General features: G+C 48.7%; 7 protein-coding genes. All 7 read left to right on the top strand.

The window, feature by feature from the left end:
* Positions 1-3: 3 nt before the first annotated feature.
* The 7 genes from asp3 to ABC765_RS07045 all read left to right on the top strand — a co-directional run bounded on the left by asp3 (position 4) and on the right by ABC765_RS07045 (position 17813).
* Entirely contained in the window at positions 4-894 is an 891-nt protein-coding gene (gene asp3, locus ABC765_RS07075; RefSeq protein ID WP_347953460.1) for an accessory Sec system protein Asp3, read from the top strand.
* 68 nt (positions 895-962) lie between these two features.
* The gene (gene secA2, locus ABC765_RS07070) at positions 963-3350 is read left to right on the top strand and encodes an accessory Sec system translocase SecA2 (RefSeq protein WP_347980038.1); all 2388 of its coding nucleotides are present in this window, start codon (positions 963-965) and stop codon (positions 3348-3350) included.
* Between the two features lie 14 nt (positions 3351-3364).
* Entirely contained in the window at positions 3365-4894 is a 1530-nt protein-coding gene (gene gtfA / locus ABC765_RS07065; RefSeq protein WP_347953458.1) for an accessory Sec system glycosyltransferase GtfA, read from the top strand.
* Positions 4887-6230 (top strand): accessory Sec system glycosylation chaperone GtfB, encoded by a 1344-nt coding sequence (gene gtfB / locus ABC765_RS07060; RefSeq protein ID WP_347953457.1) that lies wholly within the window; start codon positions 4887-4889, stop codon positions 6228-6230. The genes gtfA and gtfB overlap by 8 nt, the downstream gene beginning before the upstream one ends.
* Before the next feature lies 1 nt (position 6231).
* Positions 6232-6441, top strand: a complete 210-nt coding sequence (locus ABC765_RS07055; RefSeq protein WP_270631736.1) for a hypothetical protein — start codon at positions 6232-6234, stop codon at positions 6439-6441.
* A 444-nt stretch (positions 6442-6885) separates the two neighbouring features.
* Complete coding sequence (locus tag ABC765_RS07050) at positions 6886-12291, top strand: MucBP domain-containing protein (RefSeq protein ID WP_347980037.1); 5406 nt, start codon at positions 6886-6888, stop codon at positions 12289-12291.
* Positions 12292-12728: 437 nt separating this feature from the next.
* Complete coding sequence (locus tag ABC765_RS07045; protein ID WP_347980036.1) at positions 12729-17813, top strand: YSIRK-type signal peptide-containing protein; 5085 nt, start codon at positions 12729-12731, stop codon at positions 17811-17813.
* Positions 17814-18145: the final 332 nt, after the last annotated feature.

The following is an 18145-nucleotide window of genomic DNA, read 5'->3' as shown; positions in this document are numbered from 1 at the left end:
GATTTGCTGAACTACGTCTACTGGGGCAATCAGCCAAACAACAACTATCGCTATGGCTCGGCAATGACCGTGCGCGCCGATCAGTCGGTTCATTTTGTCAATCGGCTGATGGCACCGGGCAAAACGCTGGTCAAATGGCATTCAGCGGGCAACTATCAGGCTCAGCGTGTAGTCCCGCAGCTGCCGGAACTGCTCAGCAATCAGACCTATCAGATCAAGGCCGTGATGAAAGTTGAACCAGCAGCGCGCGTGATGCTCAAGGCGTCTTTTTATGATGCGCAGGGGGATGTGATCAAGGAGTTTCAGGCACACGGCACTCAGCTGACGGTTATCTGTCCTTTAGAAGTGGTCAGCTATACCGTTGAATTGATCAATCTGGGCTGTTGGGAGCTGGATTTTAAACGGCTGGAGATTGCTGACCAGGAAATTGATCAGCAAATAACCGTTCCCACGTTGATCAATCCGATTCCCGGTCAGCCAGTCAGCGTTTTATTGCTGGAAACGCGCCGCACCAGTAGCGGGATTGATTTTAACGCCTTAGCTGAACAGCACATCATTTCCAACCTGCTGCCGGTGGTGATTCCGTGGCAGGAACGAAACGACGCGTTGGATTTGGCAAAAGCGCGGATTAATCAGGCAATTCCCGATTATGGCCGGGTGAATCTGATTGGTACTTCGCCCGCGACCAATGCCTTGGTGCACCAGCTGATTGATTGGCAGCCGACCTGGCATGGCTTTACGCTGGCCCCAGATGAGCTGCCGATTAATCCAAGCATTGAACGCTATCAGATCAGCTACCGCGGCGATGCTTTTTGGCAAGGCGCGGTTCGCTTACCAATCATGATGATTCTGCAGGAACTGCGCGATCGGCTGGGAGTCGCGCGGCCAAAATAGAGCAAGGCCGTTTTTGCTTATTTTATGATGATCAGCAATGAGGATCCGCGGCCAGAAAGGAATTTTAAATGAGCTTTTCATGGGAATATCAAAAAGCACGGCGGATCCTGCGGCAAGTCAATGCGCTGGCACCCAAGATGCGGTCGTTAGATGACCAGTCGCTGCAGGAGCAAACGCCAAAACTGCGTGCCCAGCTGGCTGAAGGGGCGTCTTTAATGACGATTCTGCCAGAAGCCTATGCCACCGTACGCGAGGCTGCACGCCGGGTATTAGGAATGTACCCGTTTGACGTGCAGGTATTGGGAGCCATCGTCATGCAGCAGGGACAGATTGCCGAGATGAAAACTGGTGAGGGCAAGACGCTGACGGCCACGCTGCCGCTGTATCTCAACGGTCTGACGCAAAAAGGCGCGATTCTGGTTACGCCCAGCATGTACCTGGCCAAGCGTGATCAGGAAGAGATGGCGCCGCTGTATGAATGGCTAGGGTTGACCTGCAGCCTGGGCTTTGATCCGGATGCCGCTGATGAAGACGATGAATCAAAAAAGGTTAAGCCTGAGGTAAAACGGGGCTGGTATAATGCCGACGTAATGTACACGACGGGGACCACGCTGGCGTTTGACTATCTTTTCAACAATCTGGCGGCCAATCCGCGTGATCAGTATCTGCGGCCCTATCATTTCGCGATTATCGATGAGGCTGACGCGGTGCTTTTGGATGGCGCCAATTCGCCAATGGTGGTTTCCAGCAAGCCGTCGCTGCAGTCGAATCTTTATCAGCAGGCCGATCTGTTCGTCCGGACGCTGCGCTATCGTCAAGAGTATCGGCTGAATCTCAAGGATCAAGCAGTCTGGCTGACCAAGGCTGGGATTGAGTATGCTCAAAGCTATTTCCGTATTGATGATCTGTTCAGCCCCCAGCGCCGCGAACTGTATCGACACATTAATCTGGCACTGCAGGCACATTTTCTGCAGCAGCGCGGTCATGAATATGAAGTCCAGGACGGCAAGGTGGTACTGCTTGATGAGGCAAATGGCCGCCTGTTAAAAGGGATGAAGATCAATACTGGGATTCAGCAGGCCGTTGAGCAGAAAGAAGGCGTTGAACTGACCGCTAATCAGCAGGCCGTTGCCTCAACGACTTATCAGAGCTTGTTCGGCCTGTTTGAAAACGTCGCGGGGATGACGGGGACGGCGCGCTCATCAGCCAGCGAGTTTATCAACCTGTACAAGATGAAGGTCGTTGCCATTCCGACTCATCGTCCGGTTGTGCGCCAGGATTTCTCGCCCCAACTGTATCTGACGACCGGCGAAAAGCTGCGGGCGGCGATTGACTTGACGATGAGACTGCATCAAAAAGGACGGCCGATTCTTTTGATTGCCGGTTCAATCGAAAATTCCGCGATCATTTCTGAACTGCTGCTGAACCGGGGGATTGCCCACAACGTTTTGACGGCCCGCAATGAAGCCCGAGAAGCCATGATCGTCAAAGCAGCCGGTCAAAAAGGAGCCGTAACGGTCGCGACGAATCTGGCTGGCCGGGGTACCGACATCAAGCTTGGCAAGGGCGTCAAGGAACTTGGCGGACTAGCCGTGATTGGCACTGAGCTGCTGCTGCCGCGGGTTGCCGAACAGCTGCGGGGCCGGGCTGGGCGTCAGGGTGATCCTGGTTCCAGCATCTTTTTCTGGTCATTGGAAGATGATCTGGTCGGCAAAAACAGCAGTGTCAAGCTGCAGAACTACTATCGCCGCCAAAAACGCCGCCGCTTAAAGCACCCAATTGACGAGCCGCGGCAGTTGCGCAGTCCTTCACTCTGGGTTTCGATGCACTTTTTAAATGAGCGGCTGCTGGATAAGGAACAGAATCAGCGGGCGCGTACTTATCGCTATGAGCACAGCATGCGCATGCAGCGAGAGGTCTTTTATTCTGAGCGCGAGCAGGTGATGGAACTCAATGACTATCGCCAGGCCGCGGAAAATTGGCTGGCGCAGGGCTTTGATCAGCTGCTGGCTGAGCGGACGGATTGGAATGCGGATCTATTGAAGGACACGATCAATCACTGGATTACCTATGATCTGATTACGGAGCTGCCCCCAATCGACTTTAGCGATCAGGCGGCGATCAAGGAATATCTGATGCAGCTGAGTCGCAAAGTGCTGGATCAAAAAGAAAAGCAGCTGCTGACTCCCGCGCAGTGTGATCAGTTTTATCGGGCCGCGATGCTTAAGAGTCTGGATGACTGCTGGATTGATCAAGTGGCCTTTTTGGAGCGGCTGAAGTCTTATACCGAGCCGTGGTCATTGATGCAGCGAGACGCGGTGTACGTCTACCACAAGCAGGCCTATGAGGCATTTGAAAGGATGTTTAATCAGGTGCGGCTGGTTGCCGTGCGTCATCTGCTGCTCAGCTTGATCAAGGTTAATCGCAAGCAGGAACTGGTTTTGGAATTTATCTAAACAGAGGTGAGGAAATGACGGTTTATAACGTTAATCTTGGCATTGGCTGGGCCAGCAGTGGGGTTGAGTATGCCCAGGCTTATCGCGCCAAGGTTTTTGAACAGGCAGGCATTGAGGCCCGGTTTATCTTTTCGGATATGATTCTGGCCGATAACATTCAGGCGTTGACGAGCAATCTGGGACTGCGTGATGATCAGGTCATCTGGCTGTACAACTTTTTTACCGATATGCCAATCACGCCATCAACCTATTCATTGGCTGAGTTTCGCCAGGCCCATGAGCTGCAGGACGTGCCAATGAAGACGCAGACCTTTGTAGGCAACAAGCAGCTGGTTGACTTTGAAATGGCTGAAGAATGGCGGATCAGAGTTCATGTAGTCGACCAAAAACGGCAGCTGATTGACTATGCCGAGTATTTTGCGGGACCACGCTTAATGCGGCGGGAATTCTTCAGTGCCAGCTGCTATGCCGTGGAATATCTGGATGGCAGTGGCCAGGTCTATCTGCGCGACTTTTTGAATCAAGATGGCCGCGTTGCCTATCATCAGTACCTGAATGGCGAAAATGAGGTCTTTGAGTTTCCCGAGCAGATCTATTACTCCAAAACCGAACTGTACGCTGAGATGATTCGTCGCTTGCACCTGCAGGACGATGATCTGGTGATTTTGGATCGTGAGGACAGTCCGGATCTAAGCAGCGGCCAGCTCTGGTATCAATTGCATGGACCGGCCAAACTGGGCGTGGTAGTGCATGCCGAACATTATGACGCGCACCATACGGATAATCAGCGCGTCCTCTGGAACAACTTTTATGAGTATCAGTTCGTGCACGCGGCGGACACCGACTTTTTCATCGTGGCAACCGCGGCCCAGCAAGCGATGCTGACCAAACAGCTGAAGAAGTATCAGCACGATGAGGCCAAGGTCATCGTAATTCCCGTTGGCAGTCTGACCACCCTCAAGCAGCGGCAGTATCAGCAGCGACGCCGGCATACGCTGATCACGGCTTCCCGGCTGGCTGGCGAAAAGCATATTGACTGGCTGATCAGCGCGGTAATCGCGGCCCGGCAGACGGTTGGCGATCTGGTCTTGGATGTCTATGGCTATGGCGAGCAGCATGATCGGCTCCAGCGCCAGATCGACACGGCCCAGGCAAACGGCTATATTCATCTGATGGGACAGCACCGGCTGGATGACGTCTACCAAAACTACGCCGGCTACATCGCGGCCTCAACCAGTGAAGGCTTTGGGCTGAGTCTGTTAGAGGCGGTCGGCGGGGGCCTGCCAATGATCGGCTTTGACGTCCCGTATGGCAATCAGACGTTTATTGATCCAGAGCAGAACGGCTTTTTGCTGCCTTATGACGAACAGCAGGATGAAGCTGAAAAAGTCGCGGCTTTGACGGGAGCCATCGAGCAGCTCTTTGCCGATGAAAACCAGGGCGCGAAGTTCAGTCAGCATTCCTATGAGATTGCCGAGCACTATTTGGATGATCGGATTCTTGCAAAATGGCGACAGCTGGTAAAGGAGGAAACAGATGCTTAATCTATTTGACGACTGGCAGCGCGGCAGCATTGACCTGGTCCGCTCGCAAAAGATCGCTGAAATCAAGGTGCCAACAGTGGTGATCAATGATGATGGTTTTTTGCCGGCAGAGGTCGATTCGCCAATCAAGCAGTATCGTAAGCAGACTGGCGAGCCGCTTTATTTTGATCAGGTTCAGGTGCCTCGCTTCTGGCAGATCAAAGGGGATGCCAGTGGGGCCCAGGTTTATGACCTGAATACCAAGCGTGCCGAGATCCGTTTCTTTAAAAATGACAATACGCGTTTCGTCAAGCAGGTCGAATGGCTGAACGCGGCTGGCGAGCTGCAGTGGATCGATCAATATGATCAGCATGGGCAGCGTTTTGCCAAGACGTTTTATGCCAAGGGTCAGGCAAAACTCAAGCAGTACTATGACGCGGCACAAAACGTGGTGATCGACCATCATTTAACGACTGACGACATCTTTTTGTATACTGGCGGACGTCAGCGTCATTTCGCAAACTGGCTGGAACTGACGGCCGACTTTTTGCAAAGCAGCGGCTATCAGCTGGATCACGTCATCTACAACACGCTGAACCTGGCTTTCTTTACGACCTTGAAGCTGCCAAACGAAAATGCCAGCGACGTGCTAGTCTGGCAGGAAGGACTGGGTGACGAGCTGCCTGGCAACATGCGCTTTATCTTTGAAAATCAGACGCGCACCAAGCAGATCTGGATGCAGAATCATCAGGCATGGGTGCAGTATCAAGAAAAATTTGCCAAGACGTTGGATGCCGATCCGCAGCCAAGTGACGTTAAGGTGCAGCGGCTGGGTACGATCTATCCGCATCCGCGCGGCAATCAGATGCGGCCAGCCATTTTGATCATGACCAACTCGGATCAGATCGAGATGCTTTCTGTACTGGCAGCCCGGCTTAAGAATTTTGATTTTCACGTTGCGGCGTTGACCGAGATGTCGGAAAAACTGCTGCAGATCGGTGAGCAAGCCAACGTGCACCTGTATCCAGTGGTCAGTTTTGCAAAGGCTAAACAGCTGATGGCCGATTGCGATATTTATCTGGATATCAATCGCGGTGATCAGATTATGGATGCAGTGCGGGCGGCCTTTGAGAACAACCAGCTGATTCTAGGCTTTAATGACACGCTGCATCTGCCAGAACTGGTCGCGCCTGATAATCGTTATGATGAGACGCAACTTGACGCGATGATTGAAAAGCTCTTATTGGCAATGGTTAAACCGGCCGTTATGGAACAGCTGATCGATTCGCAGCGTGAGTTTGCCGGGGATGCCAAAGTTGAAACATACCAAAAGCGTTTTAAAGAATTGAGGTCTTAAAATGGCAACGCGCAAGATTGATTCATTAACCAAGCCCAATCAGCATGATGATCTGGTCGAGCGGCATGCCAGCGCGCGTTTGGCTCAGGTTGAACGCGAAAAGGCTCGTACCTACCAAAAGAATCCGCGAGAATCGTGGTTTGGTCAGCTGATCATGGGGGTAATTCTCTTGATTACACTGGGACTGATGCTGCTGGGATTGTTTCTATAAGTGCTAAAAAGCCGTTACCGTGATCACTTGCGGAACGGCTTTTCTGATTCAACAGCAGCAAGTAGTTGGATGTTATCAATATATAAACGGATTCGGCGCTAGCCAGCTATTTATTTCCCTATTTGGTTACTTTATGTAAACTGATAGTTTCTTAAATCGACTCACAAAACCATTAATTACCATTCATTGTATAACAAGGTGAAAGAGCTTGTAAGAAGGCGGATAGGTCTTTCTTTTTTGTAAGTTCCCATATACAATCATTCGTGTTGAAAAGGAATCTGCTTATCGACTTAAAAGTGAATTTAGGCGATTAAAAAAGTTTGCCAATTTGAAAATAGATTATAAAGTGATTAACAAAAAATTCACCAGATTAGCAGCTGCCAAGAAAACCTTGATATTAGCTTTATTCGATATTGAGATTTTAGATTTAGGAGGTCTACATATATGTATTCCAAGAATAATAAATATATGCAGGAACAAAAGAGTGCCAATCGCGCTCAACGGTTCTCACTGCGTAAATTAAGCATCGGAACGGTATCCGTGCTTTTGGGGACGTTGATGTTCTTCAACAATGGCCAAGTATCTGCCGACACGACGACTGGTACGGATACCAGTGCCGACACGGCTAGCGTAAACAGCGCCGCTAATGATACCAGTGCCAGTGCGGTTACGCTGAGCAGCACGGATTCTTCAGCTGCCAGCGATGCCAACAGCAGTGCGGCGGCCAGTTCAGCAGCAGCCGGCGCGCAAACTGCAACGGCTGCAGCGGCTTCAACGTCAGCTACGGACAGCTCACAGGCTGCTTCGACGGCTTCATCTGCTGCTTCCAGTGCTTCAGCAGCAACTACTGACGCCTCATCTGCTGCTTCAACTGCTACTACCGCAACTACTGATGCTTCAACTGCTACGACTGCTAATAGTCAAGCTGCCAGCGATGATGCAGCATCTGCGGAAGGTAAGATTACTGACGAAGCTAAGGCGAAGGGTCTGACTGACAGTGATGTTTCACCAGTGATGAGTGATCCGAATGGGGCAAGTCTGGTACTGGACAACTCATCAAAGATTCCTAGCGGCTACAAGGTTGATCCTACTGAGGGCCGCTACACGTTTGGGATTCTTAGCTTAGGACCAATTAATCAATCTGGCTATACCAGCTATAACCAAACGTATAATGTCAATTACTACATCCGGGTATCAACGGCTGCTAAAGCTACCGATGGGGTATATGATGACACTGTTTACATTCAATTGGTTGACGCTGATCAAGACAAGGTGATCTGGGAAACTACGGCTAAACCTGGCGATGTAAAGAAAACGATTGATGCCTTAAACCCTACAAATGGCAATCCATTCCAATATTCATATGCAGAAAATACTGTTAATGGCGTAACTACAAAGACTATTAGTTTTGATGCCAGTCCTATTGATGCTAATAATGGTCCAATGTACTCAACTGCTGTATATCAAGCAGATAGTGATTCGCAGACATCAGGGACTGCTATTAGCTTCAATTATCCAAGTGCAAGCACGATTGAAACGCGCTATATTGCTAAAGATGCCGCAGGTAATGAAACGATTTTAGCAACGTATGATGAAACTGGTCGACCAGGATCAACTTACACTGCATCAGGCCTGCGCGATTTCGTTGGCTATGACCTAGTATCAGTTCCTTCAGAAACGACTGGGACTTTGAAGCGTGGTTACAAAGTTGGCGACCTGTTAGTCTCCACTCCAAGAAAATTTTCTAATAGCCTTCAGATGGTTCGGACGAGTTTGATTACCAGCACTGATGGAACCAGCATTATCAGCATTCGCGTGGCTGAAAATGGTGCAAGCCTTGACGATATTAATGATCCTAACATTTGGAAAGTCGTCTTTGCCAGTGAAGAACTGAAGCCGGGTGAATGGTCTACCACTGGTAATAATCTGGCTAACTACAATGGTTCCCATGAAAAAGGCGCCTTTGTTATTACTGACGAAATTGCTAAGGCGGCTGGGTTTACTGACGAACAACTGGTGGGCAAGTATGTATTTAACTGGTTACTGCTTAACATTAACCCTGAAGGCCAAAAACCAGCTGACTACTACTACGCCCCACAAGGTCAAGTTAAGATCAACTACGTAACCAGTGATGGTACGGTAATTCAAGCACCAGTAACGGCCTACGAAAATTCAAGCAATAATACTGCTTATGATGTCTCCGGCTCAACCTACAAACCAGAAACGATTACGGTTAATGGTAAGACTTACCGCTACGTTAAGAGCGACAAGTCAATGGGAACTGCTGGTACGACGACCGTTAATGGCTACACTTACAATGTAACTCCATCCGATGAAACGGGCCGAATCAGCTCCAACAATGTTAATGATGTTTACTATGTTTACGAACAGGTAACTTATCACACGGAAGCTGAAACCAAGGACGTTACGCGGACGATCGAATATTACGACAGTGTAACGGGTGAACCAATTCCATCTAATTTGGAAAGCACCGTTACGCAAACGGCAACCTTGACGCGCAACAAGATCTATGATGATCAGAACAATTTTATCGGCTATGGTACGATTTCAGCTGACGGTTCCAGCTACACGATTGATGACAGTTGGAAAGTTGATGCTCAGACTTGGACGCAGCAGGATTCTGCCGACCTTTCCGACTACGGCTACACGGCTCCTGATCGCGCTTCAGTAGCTGCGGTTACGGTTGATGGCGACACGACCAACGTAACGGAAAAGGTTTACTATGGTCACCAAACGACGCCAGTGACGCCAACTGACCCTAAGACTCCTGGCGAACCAATCAATCCTAAGGGTGACGTTACCTACCCAGATGGTGTTGCTAAGGATGACTTGACTGCTACGGTAAAGCGGACGATTAACTACGTTGACGAAGACGGCAATAAGGTTAATGGTGCTCCGGACGGTACAAGCTCATACGTTCAAACTGCTGAATTTACGCGGACTGCTATCGTTGACAAGGTAACCGGCAAGATTCTGGGCTACGACACCAACAATGATGGCAAGGTTGACACTGAAAGTGCAGATCGTGCCTGGATGCCAATTGAAAAGACCTTGGATGCCGTTAAATCAGCAGATCCAAGCTCAGTAGGCTATGATAACGTCGATATTGCTAATGTTTCATCACTGGTAGTTACGCCAGATCAAGGCGACACAACGGTTACGGTAACCTACAGCAACAACCAAGTATCGGGTACGATCAAGTACATCGATGACACTACTGGTGTAGAACTTGATAGTGATAATTTGCCAAGCGGTAAGATTGGTTCAACGATCAAGTACACGACGGCAGATAAGATCAAAGCTTACGAAGACCAAGGCTACGAATTGGTAGCTAACGACTTCACTGATGGCAGTCAGGTCTACAAAAAGACTGGCAACGACTTTGTGGTTCACTTGAAGCACAAGACGCAGACCATCACGCCTAACGATCCAAATCCGGTAACGCCAGGCGAACCAATCAACCCTAACGATCCGAACAGCCCGGTTTACCCAACCGAGACTGACCGCAAGAACTTGGTCAAGGATGCTACCCAAACGATTCACTATGTTGGTGCCGGCGACAAGACGCCAGCTGATAACACTGTGACGCAAAAGGACGCCTTCACGCGGACCGTGACGATTGACAAGGTAACTGGTAAGGTGCTCTCAACGAGTGACTGGGAAGGTACCAAGACGTTTGACACGGTTGACACGCCAGTTGTTGACGGCTATCATGCCGACAAGAAGACTGCCGGTGGCTTGACGGCAACGCCTGACAATCCAAACGTTGAAGAAACGGTAACCTACACGCCAAACGGCAAGCTGATTCCGGTAGATGAAAACGGTACGCAAATTCCAGGTACGGATACGCCAACGTACACGACCGATCCTAGTGATCCAACCAAAGTTTTAGATCCAACCGTGCCAAGCATTGATGGTTGGAAACCAAAAGATAATCAGCCCGGCGATTCAATTACGCCAGCTGATCCTGGTAAGGACACGCCAGTACCATATGTCCAAGTAGTTACTGGTACGATCAAGTACGTTGATGACACGACTGGTAAGACGTTAAGTTCATCTGATCTGCCAAGCGGCACGGTTGGTTCAAAGATCAACTACACCACGGCCGACAAGATCAAGAGCTACGAAGATCAAGGCTACGAATTGGTATCCAACGACTTTACTGATGGCAGTCAAGTCTACGAAAAGGTTGGCAATGACTTCGTAGTTCACTTGAAGCATGCAACTGAAGAATCAGTAAGCTACAAGGATGCTACGCAAACCATCCACTACACGGGGGCTGGCGCCGACACTCCTGCTGACAAGGTTCAAACTCAAAAGGACGCTTTCAGTAAGACTGACACGATTGACAAGGTTACTGGTGAAGTAGTTTCAACTACTGGTTGGATTGGTACTAAGACTTTTGGTACGGAAGACACGCCAGTTGTTGACGGTTACCATGCCGACAAGAAGACTGCCGGTGGTCTGACGGCAACGCCTGATAATCCAGATGTCGAAGAAATGGTAACCTACGCACCAAACGGTAAGATTGTTCCGGTTGATCCAAATGGTACGCCAATCCCAGGTGCCGATACGCCAACTTACCCAACGGACCCTAACGATCCAACGAAGGTTGTGCCAAACGAACCAATTCCAGACGTGCCAGGCTACACGCCAGTTGACCCAAGTCCGGTTACGCCAACTGATCCTGGCAAGGACACGCCGGTACCATACAAGCAGAACCAATACGGTTTGACGGAGAAGTTCGTGGACGAAGATGGCAATGAACTGTCACCAAGCGTTGACAAGGGCAGCTCATACAAGAGCGGCGACGGCTTTGACGTAACTGGCGATGCCAAGGTCATCAATGGCTACGTTCTGGTAAAACAGGACAACACCAAGGGTACGTTTGGCAATGGTGATGAAACGGCAACGTTCATCTACAAGAAGATCGGTAAGATCATTCCAGTAGATGAAAACGGTACGCCAATTCCAGGTGCCGACACGCCAATCTACCAAAACGATCCAAACGATCCAACGAAGGTTGTTCCAAACGAACCAATTCCGGAAGTGCCAGGCTACACGCCAGTTGATCCAAGCCCAATCACGCCGGCAGATCCAACTGAAGACACGCCAGTACCATACAAGCAGAACCAATACGGTTTGACGGAGAAGTTCGTGGACGAAGATGGCAATGAACTGTCACCAAGCGTTGACAAGGGCAGCTCATACAAGAGCGGCGATGGCTTTGACGTAACTGGCGATGCCAAGGTCATCAATGGCTACGTTCTGGTAAAACAGGACAACACCAAGGGTACGTTTGGCAATGGTGATGAAACGGCAACGTTCATCTACAAGAAGATCGGTAAGATCATTCCAGTAGATGAAAACGGTACGCCAATTCCAGGTGCGGACACGCCAATCTACCAAAACGATCCAAACGACCCAACGAAGGTTATTCCAAACGAACCAATTCCTGAAGTACCAGGCTACACGCCGGTTGATCCAAGCCCAATCACGCCGGCAGATCCAACTGTAGATACGCCAGTACCATACACTAAGAAGGAAACGCCAACAACGCCTGATACTCCATCAACGCCGACTACGCCTACAACTCCTTCAACACCAACGGCGTCTTCTGAACCAGCACAGCCACAGACTCCTGCATCACCAGCTGGTCAGGGTCAAGCAACGCCAACGTCAGCTAAGACGGAAGCTGCTAAGGCTGCAACGCTGCCACAAACCGGTAACGACAAGAACGAAGCCACGGCTGCAATGGGCTTAGGCTTTGCCGGTATCGCATCAATGCTGGCACTGTTCGGTACGCGCAAGAAGCGTCGTGAAGATTAATCTAAAGGTTTCAAAAGCAGAATCCTGCTCATGAGAAACTGAAATAAAGGTCGATCACTTTACTATTAAGTGACCGGCCTTTTTGTTGTTTCAGGATTATTTTAAATTAAAACTGTTATCGGTGTATAAACTGATTAATGAAAAACTATTTTCTCGAAATTGTCAAAATATCCTATTGTAAACAATTAGTTTATTAAACATCTAAGTTATAAAAGATAATTATACTTAGGGTATAACAAGTTGAATAACCTTGTAAAAACGCGGTTTTCTCTTTATTTTTATAACGCTCCCATATAGAATCATTCTAGAGAAGAAGAACTCTGCTTATCGATTGAAAACGTTGAAGGGGTGATTAATGTGTTTCAAAAGATGAGCAGCAACAAGAAACCTTGATATTTATTTTGATATTGGGATTTACAAATTTAGGGGGTCTATATATGTATTCCAAGAATAATAAGTATATGCAAGAGCAAAAGAGTGCCAACCACGCTCAACGCTTTGGCTTGCGAAAGTTAAGCATCGGAACGGTATCAGTACTTTTGGGGACGCTGATGTTCTTTGGCAATGGTCAAGTATCCGCCGACACAACGAATGGTACGGATACGAGTGCCGAAGCAACTAACGTAAACAGTACTGCCAATGATACTAGTACCAGTGCGGTTACGCTTAGTAGTACGGGTTCAGCAGCTGCCAGTGCGCAAACGGCAACTGTTGCAGCAACTTCGGCAAACAGCCAATCAGCAGCTGCAACATCAACTGCGGATAGCTCGCAGACTGCTTCTGCGGCTTCAACTGCAACGAATGATGTATCGTCAGCATCCTCGGCTGCGACGACTGCTGACAGTCAGGCAGTTAGTGATGACGCGCTGACCAGCAAGGGCGAGATCGTTGCTAAAGACAAGCTCAGCGACAGCGATGCAAATCCAGGCATGAGCAATGCCAATGGCGCAACGATTACGGCAGATCAAAGTCAAATCCCATCTGGCTATGCAGCTGATCCGACTGAAGGCCGTTATACGTTTGGTATTCTGAGCCTGGGTCCGGTAACTGCTTCAGATTTGACCAGCTACAATCAAAAATACAACACGAACTATTACATTCGCGTCTCGGTAGCTAAGAATGGCAATAACGGTGTCTACGATGATACGGTTTATATTCAATTGGTAGATGCCGATACCAACACTGTCTTATGGGAAACTACCTCGGTCCCTGGTGATACTAATAAAAAAGTCGGTTACTTGAAGAACACAAGTGATAATACCTACTATACGTATTCATATACTGAAACGGTTGTCAATGGCGTAGCATCTAAGGGAATTAATTTTACTTCTAACCTTGGAAATATGTACTCAATCAATGTATATGAGCCATCAAATCCAACTAAGAATGCGCAAGCTACCAGTATTGGCTTTGATTACCCAATTGCAAGTACGCTTGAGACTCGCTACATTGCCAAGGATGCTGCTGGTAATGATGTTATTCTGGCAACTTATGATGAAACCGGCCGAATTGGCTATCAATACACGGCTTCCGGAGTACGAAACTTTGTTGGTTTTGATTTAACCAACATTCCTTCGTCTATTAGTGGAACCCTTAAAAGAAACTACAAAGTTGGGGACGTGTACATTACTGGGCAGCGAAACCTGTCAGGTACTAAAGAAAATCCTGTTTTACAGATCGCACGTGTTCAAGTAATCACTGATACTGATGGAACAAGTCGAATTCAGATGCGCGTAGCCAAGGCTGATGCAAGTCTTAGTGACATTAACGATTCCAGTATTTGGAAAACCATCTTTACTTCCGAAGAATTAAAGCCAGGTGAAATGTCATCCATTGGGAATAACAGTACGACCTACAATGGTGTGTTCTATAGCAATGGTGCCTTTACCGTCAACCTGAGCATGACGGATAAAGAGGGTAATAAGCTTAACCTTGGCCTTAATGAATTGAAAAAGGCTGGTTTTACGGAAGATCAGTTAACTGGTTGGAATAACTTTACGATGAACTGGCTGCTGTTGAACCGTTTAACCTTAGGACAAAAGACCATAGATTACTACTATGCTCCACAAGGCCAGGTTCGCATCAACTATGTAACCAGTGATGGCACGGTAATTCAAAATCCAACGACGGCTTACGAGAACTCTGGCAACAACACCTCATATGATGTTACAGGCTCAAACTACCGCCCAGAAACAATTACGGTTAATGGTAAGACCTACCGTTACGTCAAGGCGGACAAATCATTGGGAACTGCCGGTACGACGACCGTTAAAGGCTTTACGTACACTACAACGCCATCTGACGCTACGGGGACGATCAACTCCAACAACGTTAATGATGTCTACTTTGTTTATGAACAGGTAACTTATCATACTGAAGCTGAAACCAAGGACGTTACACGGACGATCGAATACTACGACAGTGTAACGGGTGAACCAATTCCTTCTGATCTGGAAAGCACGGTTACGCAAACGGCAACCTTGAAGCGTAACAAGATTTATGATGATCAAAACAATTTTATCGGCTATGGTACGATTTCAGCTGATGGTTCCAGCTACACGATCGATGACAGTTGGAAAGCTGATGCCCAGACTTGGACGCAGCAAGACTCTGCCGACCTTTCTGATTACGGCTACACGGCTCCTGACCGGGCTTCAGTAGCTGCGGTCACTGTTGATGGCAACACGACCAACGTAACGGAAAAGGTTTACTATGGTCACCAAACGATGCCAGTGACGCCAACTAATCCGGGCACGCCAGGCGAACCAATCAATCCTAAGGGTGACGTTACCTATCCAGATGGTGTTGCCAAGGATGACTTGACTGACACGGTAAAGCGGACGATTAACTATGTTGACGCTAATGGTAACCCGGTCAATGGCTCTCCTGATGGTACCCGTTCATACGAACAGACTGTCACGTTTGAACGGACGGCAATCGTTGACAAGGTAACCGGCAAGATTCTGGGTTATGACACCAACAATGATGGCAAGGTTGATACCGACAGTGCAGATCGTGCTTGGACGCCATTGAGTGCTGAACTTAGTGAAGTTAAGTCGGCTGATCCAAAGACACTGGGCTTTGACAATGTTGATAAGTCGGCGATATCTACGGTGACGGTAGTTCCTGGTCAAGCTGATCTGACGGAAACGGTTGTCTACAGCAATAACCCAGTCGTTGTATCAGGAACGATCACGTACATTGACGATACGACTGGCGTAACGCTGGATCAAGACAGTTTGCCAAGCGGTGAGGTTGGTTCCAAGATCAACTACACAACGGCTGGTAAGATTGCAAATTACGAAGATCAAGGCTACGAATTGGTAGCTAACGACTTCACTGATGGCAGTCAGGTCTACAAAAAGACTGGCAACGACTTTGTGGTTCATTTGAAGCACAAGACGCAAACGATCACGCCTAACGATCCAAATCCGGTAACGCCAGGCGACCCAATCAACCCTAACGATCCGAACAGTCCGGTTTATCCAACCGAGGCTGACCGCAACAACTTGGTCAAGGATGCCAGTCAAACGATTCACTACGTTGGGGCCGGCGACATGACGCCAGCTGACAACACTCTGACGCAAAAGGACGCCTTCACGCGGACCGTGACGATTGACAAGGTAACTGGTAAGGTTCTTTCAACCAGTGACTGGGAAGGTACCAAGACGTTTGATACGGTTGACACGCCATTTGTTGACGGCTACCATGCCGACAAGAAGACTGCCGGTGGTCTGACGGCAACGCCTGATAATCCAGACGTTGAAGAAACGGTAACTTACGCACCAAACGGTAAGATTGTTCCGGTTGATCCAAATGGTACGCCAATCCCAGGTGCCGACACGCCAACCTACCCAACGGACCCTAACGATCCAACCAAGGTGGTACCAAACGAACCAATTCCAGACGTGCCAGGCTACACGCCGGTTGATCCAAGTCCGGTGACACCAGCTGATCCTGGTAAAGACACGCCGGTACCATATGTCCAAGTAGTTACTGGTACGATCAAGTACGTTGATGACACGACCGGCAAGACGTTAAGCTCATCTGATCTGCCAAGCGGCGCAGTTGGTTCAACGATTAAGTACACGACGGCCGACAAGATCAAGGCTTACGAAGACCAAGGGTACGAGTTGGTTTCTAATAATTTTGCCGATGGTACGCAGACTTATGCTAAGGAAGGCAACGATTTTGTAGTGCACCTGAAGCACAAGGCACAAACCATCACACCTAACGATCCAACGCCGGTAACGCCCGGCCAGCCAATCAATCCTAATGATCCTGACAGTCCAGTTTACCCAACCGATGCTGACCGCAACAACTTGGTCAAAGATGCCACCCAAACGATTCACTACGTTGGCGCCGGTGACAAGACGCCAACTGACAAGGTTCAAACTCAAAAAGACGCCTTTACGCGGACCGTTACGATTGACAAGGTAACTGGTGAAGTCATCTCCATGAGCGATTGGGAAGGTACCAAGACGTTCGGTACGGAAGATACGCCAGTCATTGATGGTTACCATGCCGACAAGAAGACTGCCGGTGGCCTGACGGCAACGCCTGATAATCCAGACGTTGAAGAAACGGTAACTTATTCTCCAAACGGTAAGATTGTTCCGGTTGATCCAAATGGTACGCCAATCCCAGGCGCCGACACGCCGACCTACCCAACGGACCCTAATGATCCAACTAAGGTTGTGCCAGATGAACCAATTCCTGATGTGCCTGGCTACACGCCAGTTGACCCAAGTCCGGTAACGCCAGCTGATCCTGGTAAGGACACGCCAGTACCATACACGCAAAACCAATACGGCTTAACGGAGAAGTTCGTGGACGAAGATGGCAACGAACTGTCACCAAGCGTTGACAAGGGCAGCTCATACAAGAGCGGCGACGGCTTTGACGTGACTGGCGATGCCAAGGTCATCAACGGCTACGTGCTGGTAAAGCAGGACAACACCAAGGGCACGTTTGGCAATGGTGATGAAACGGCAACGTTCATCTACAAGAAAATCGGTAAAATCATTCCAGTAGATGAAAACGGTACGCCAATTCCAGGCGCGGACACGCCAATCTACCAAAACGATCCAAACGACCCAACGAAGGTTATTCCAAACGAACCAATTCCGGAAGTACCGGGCTACACGCCAGTTGATCCAAGTCCAATCACGCCAGCGGATCCAACTGAAGACACGCCGGTACCATACACTAAGAAGGAAACGCCAACGACGCCTGATACTCCATCGACGCCGACTACGCCTACAACTCCTTCAACACCAACGACTCCAGGCGAAGCAACAACGCCAGTTACTCCAGCTGAACAGCCACAGACTCCTGCAGCACCAGCTGGTCAGGGTCAAGCAACGCCAACGTCAGCTAAGACTGAAGCTGCTAAGCAGGCAACGCTGCCACAAACCGGTAACGATAAGAACGAAGCTACGGCTGCAATGGGCTTAGGCTTTGCCGGTATCGCATCAATGCTGGCACTGTTCGGTACGCGCAAGAAGCGTCGCGAAGATTAATCTAAAGGTTTCAAAAGCAGAATCCTGCTCATGAGAAACTGAAATTGAAAAGGTCGATCACTTTACTGTTAAGTGACCGGCCTTTTTGCTGTTAAACGTAAATGGGAAAATGATTTTTGATGAGCGTTTGATAAGCGGTGATTTAAAGAACTAGATAATTAGAAAAAGGAATTACCTTTTATGACAAGCTCTATTATGGCAGCGCTGCCTTAATTGCTATTATAAAGTTTTCATCTTTTGCTATTAGTATATCAATTGATTTTTTAAAATGCTAAATGGTTTAATATAACAACAAAATATCACTTTATTAAACTTCTTGATGTTATATATCA

This window comes from Limosilactobacillus sp. WILCCON 0051 (assembly GCF_039955095.1).
Lineage (GTDB): Bacteria > Bacillota > Bacilli > Lactobacillales > Lactobacillaceae > Limosilactobacillus > Limosilactobacillus allomucosae.
Note: the sequence above shows the minus strand (reverse complement) of the source record. Positions and strands in the feature narration are given on the sequence as shown.

Bases quoted from the DNA above. Each gene is read 5' to 3' on its own strand.
- secA2 (WP_347980038.1), top strand. From the start codon at position 963: ATGAGCTTTTCATGGGAATATCAAAAAGCACGGCGGATCCTGCGGCAA.
- gtfA (WP_347953458.1), top strand. From the start codon at position 3,365: ATGACGGTTTATAACGTTAATCTTGGCATTGGCTGGGCCAGCAGTGGG.
- gtfB (WP_347953457.1), top strand. From the start codon at position 4,887: ATGCTTAATCTATTTGACGACTGGCAGCGCGGCAGCATTGACCTGGTC.
- ABC765_RS07055 (WP_270631736.1), top strand. From the start codon at position 6,232: ATGGCAACGCGCAAGATTGATTCATTAACCAAGCCCAATCAGCATGAT.
- ABC765_RS07050 (WP_347980037.1), top strand. From the start codon at position 6,886: ATGTATTCCAAGAATAATAAATATATGCAGGAACAAAAGAGTGCCAAT.
- ABC765_RS07045 (WP_347980036.1), top strand. From the start codon at position 12,729: ATGTATTCCAAGAATAATAAGTATATGCAAGAGCAAAAGAGTGCCAAC.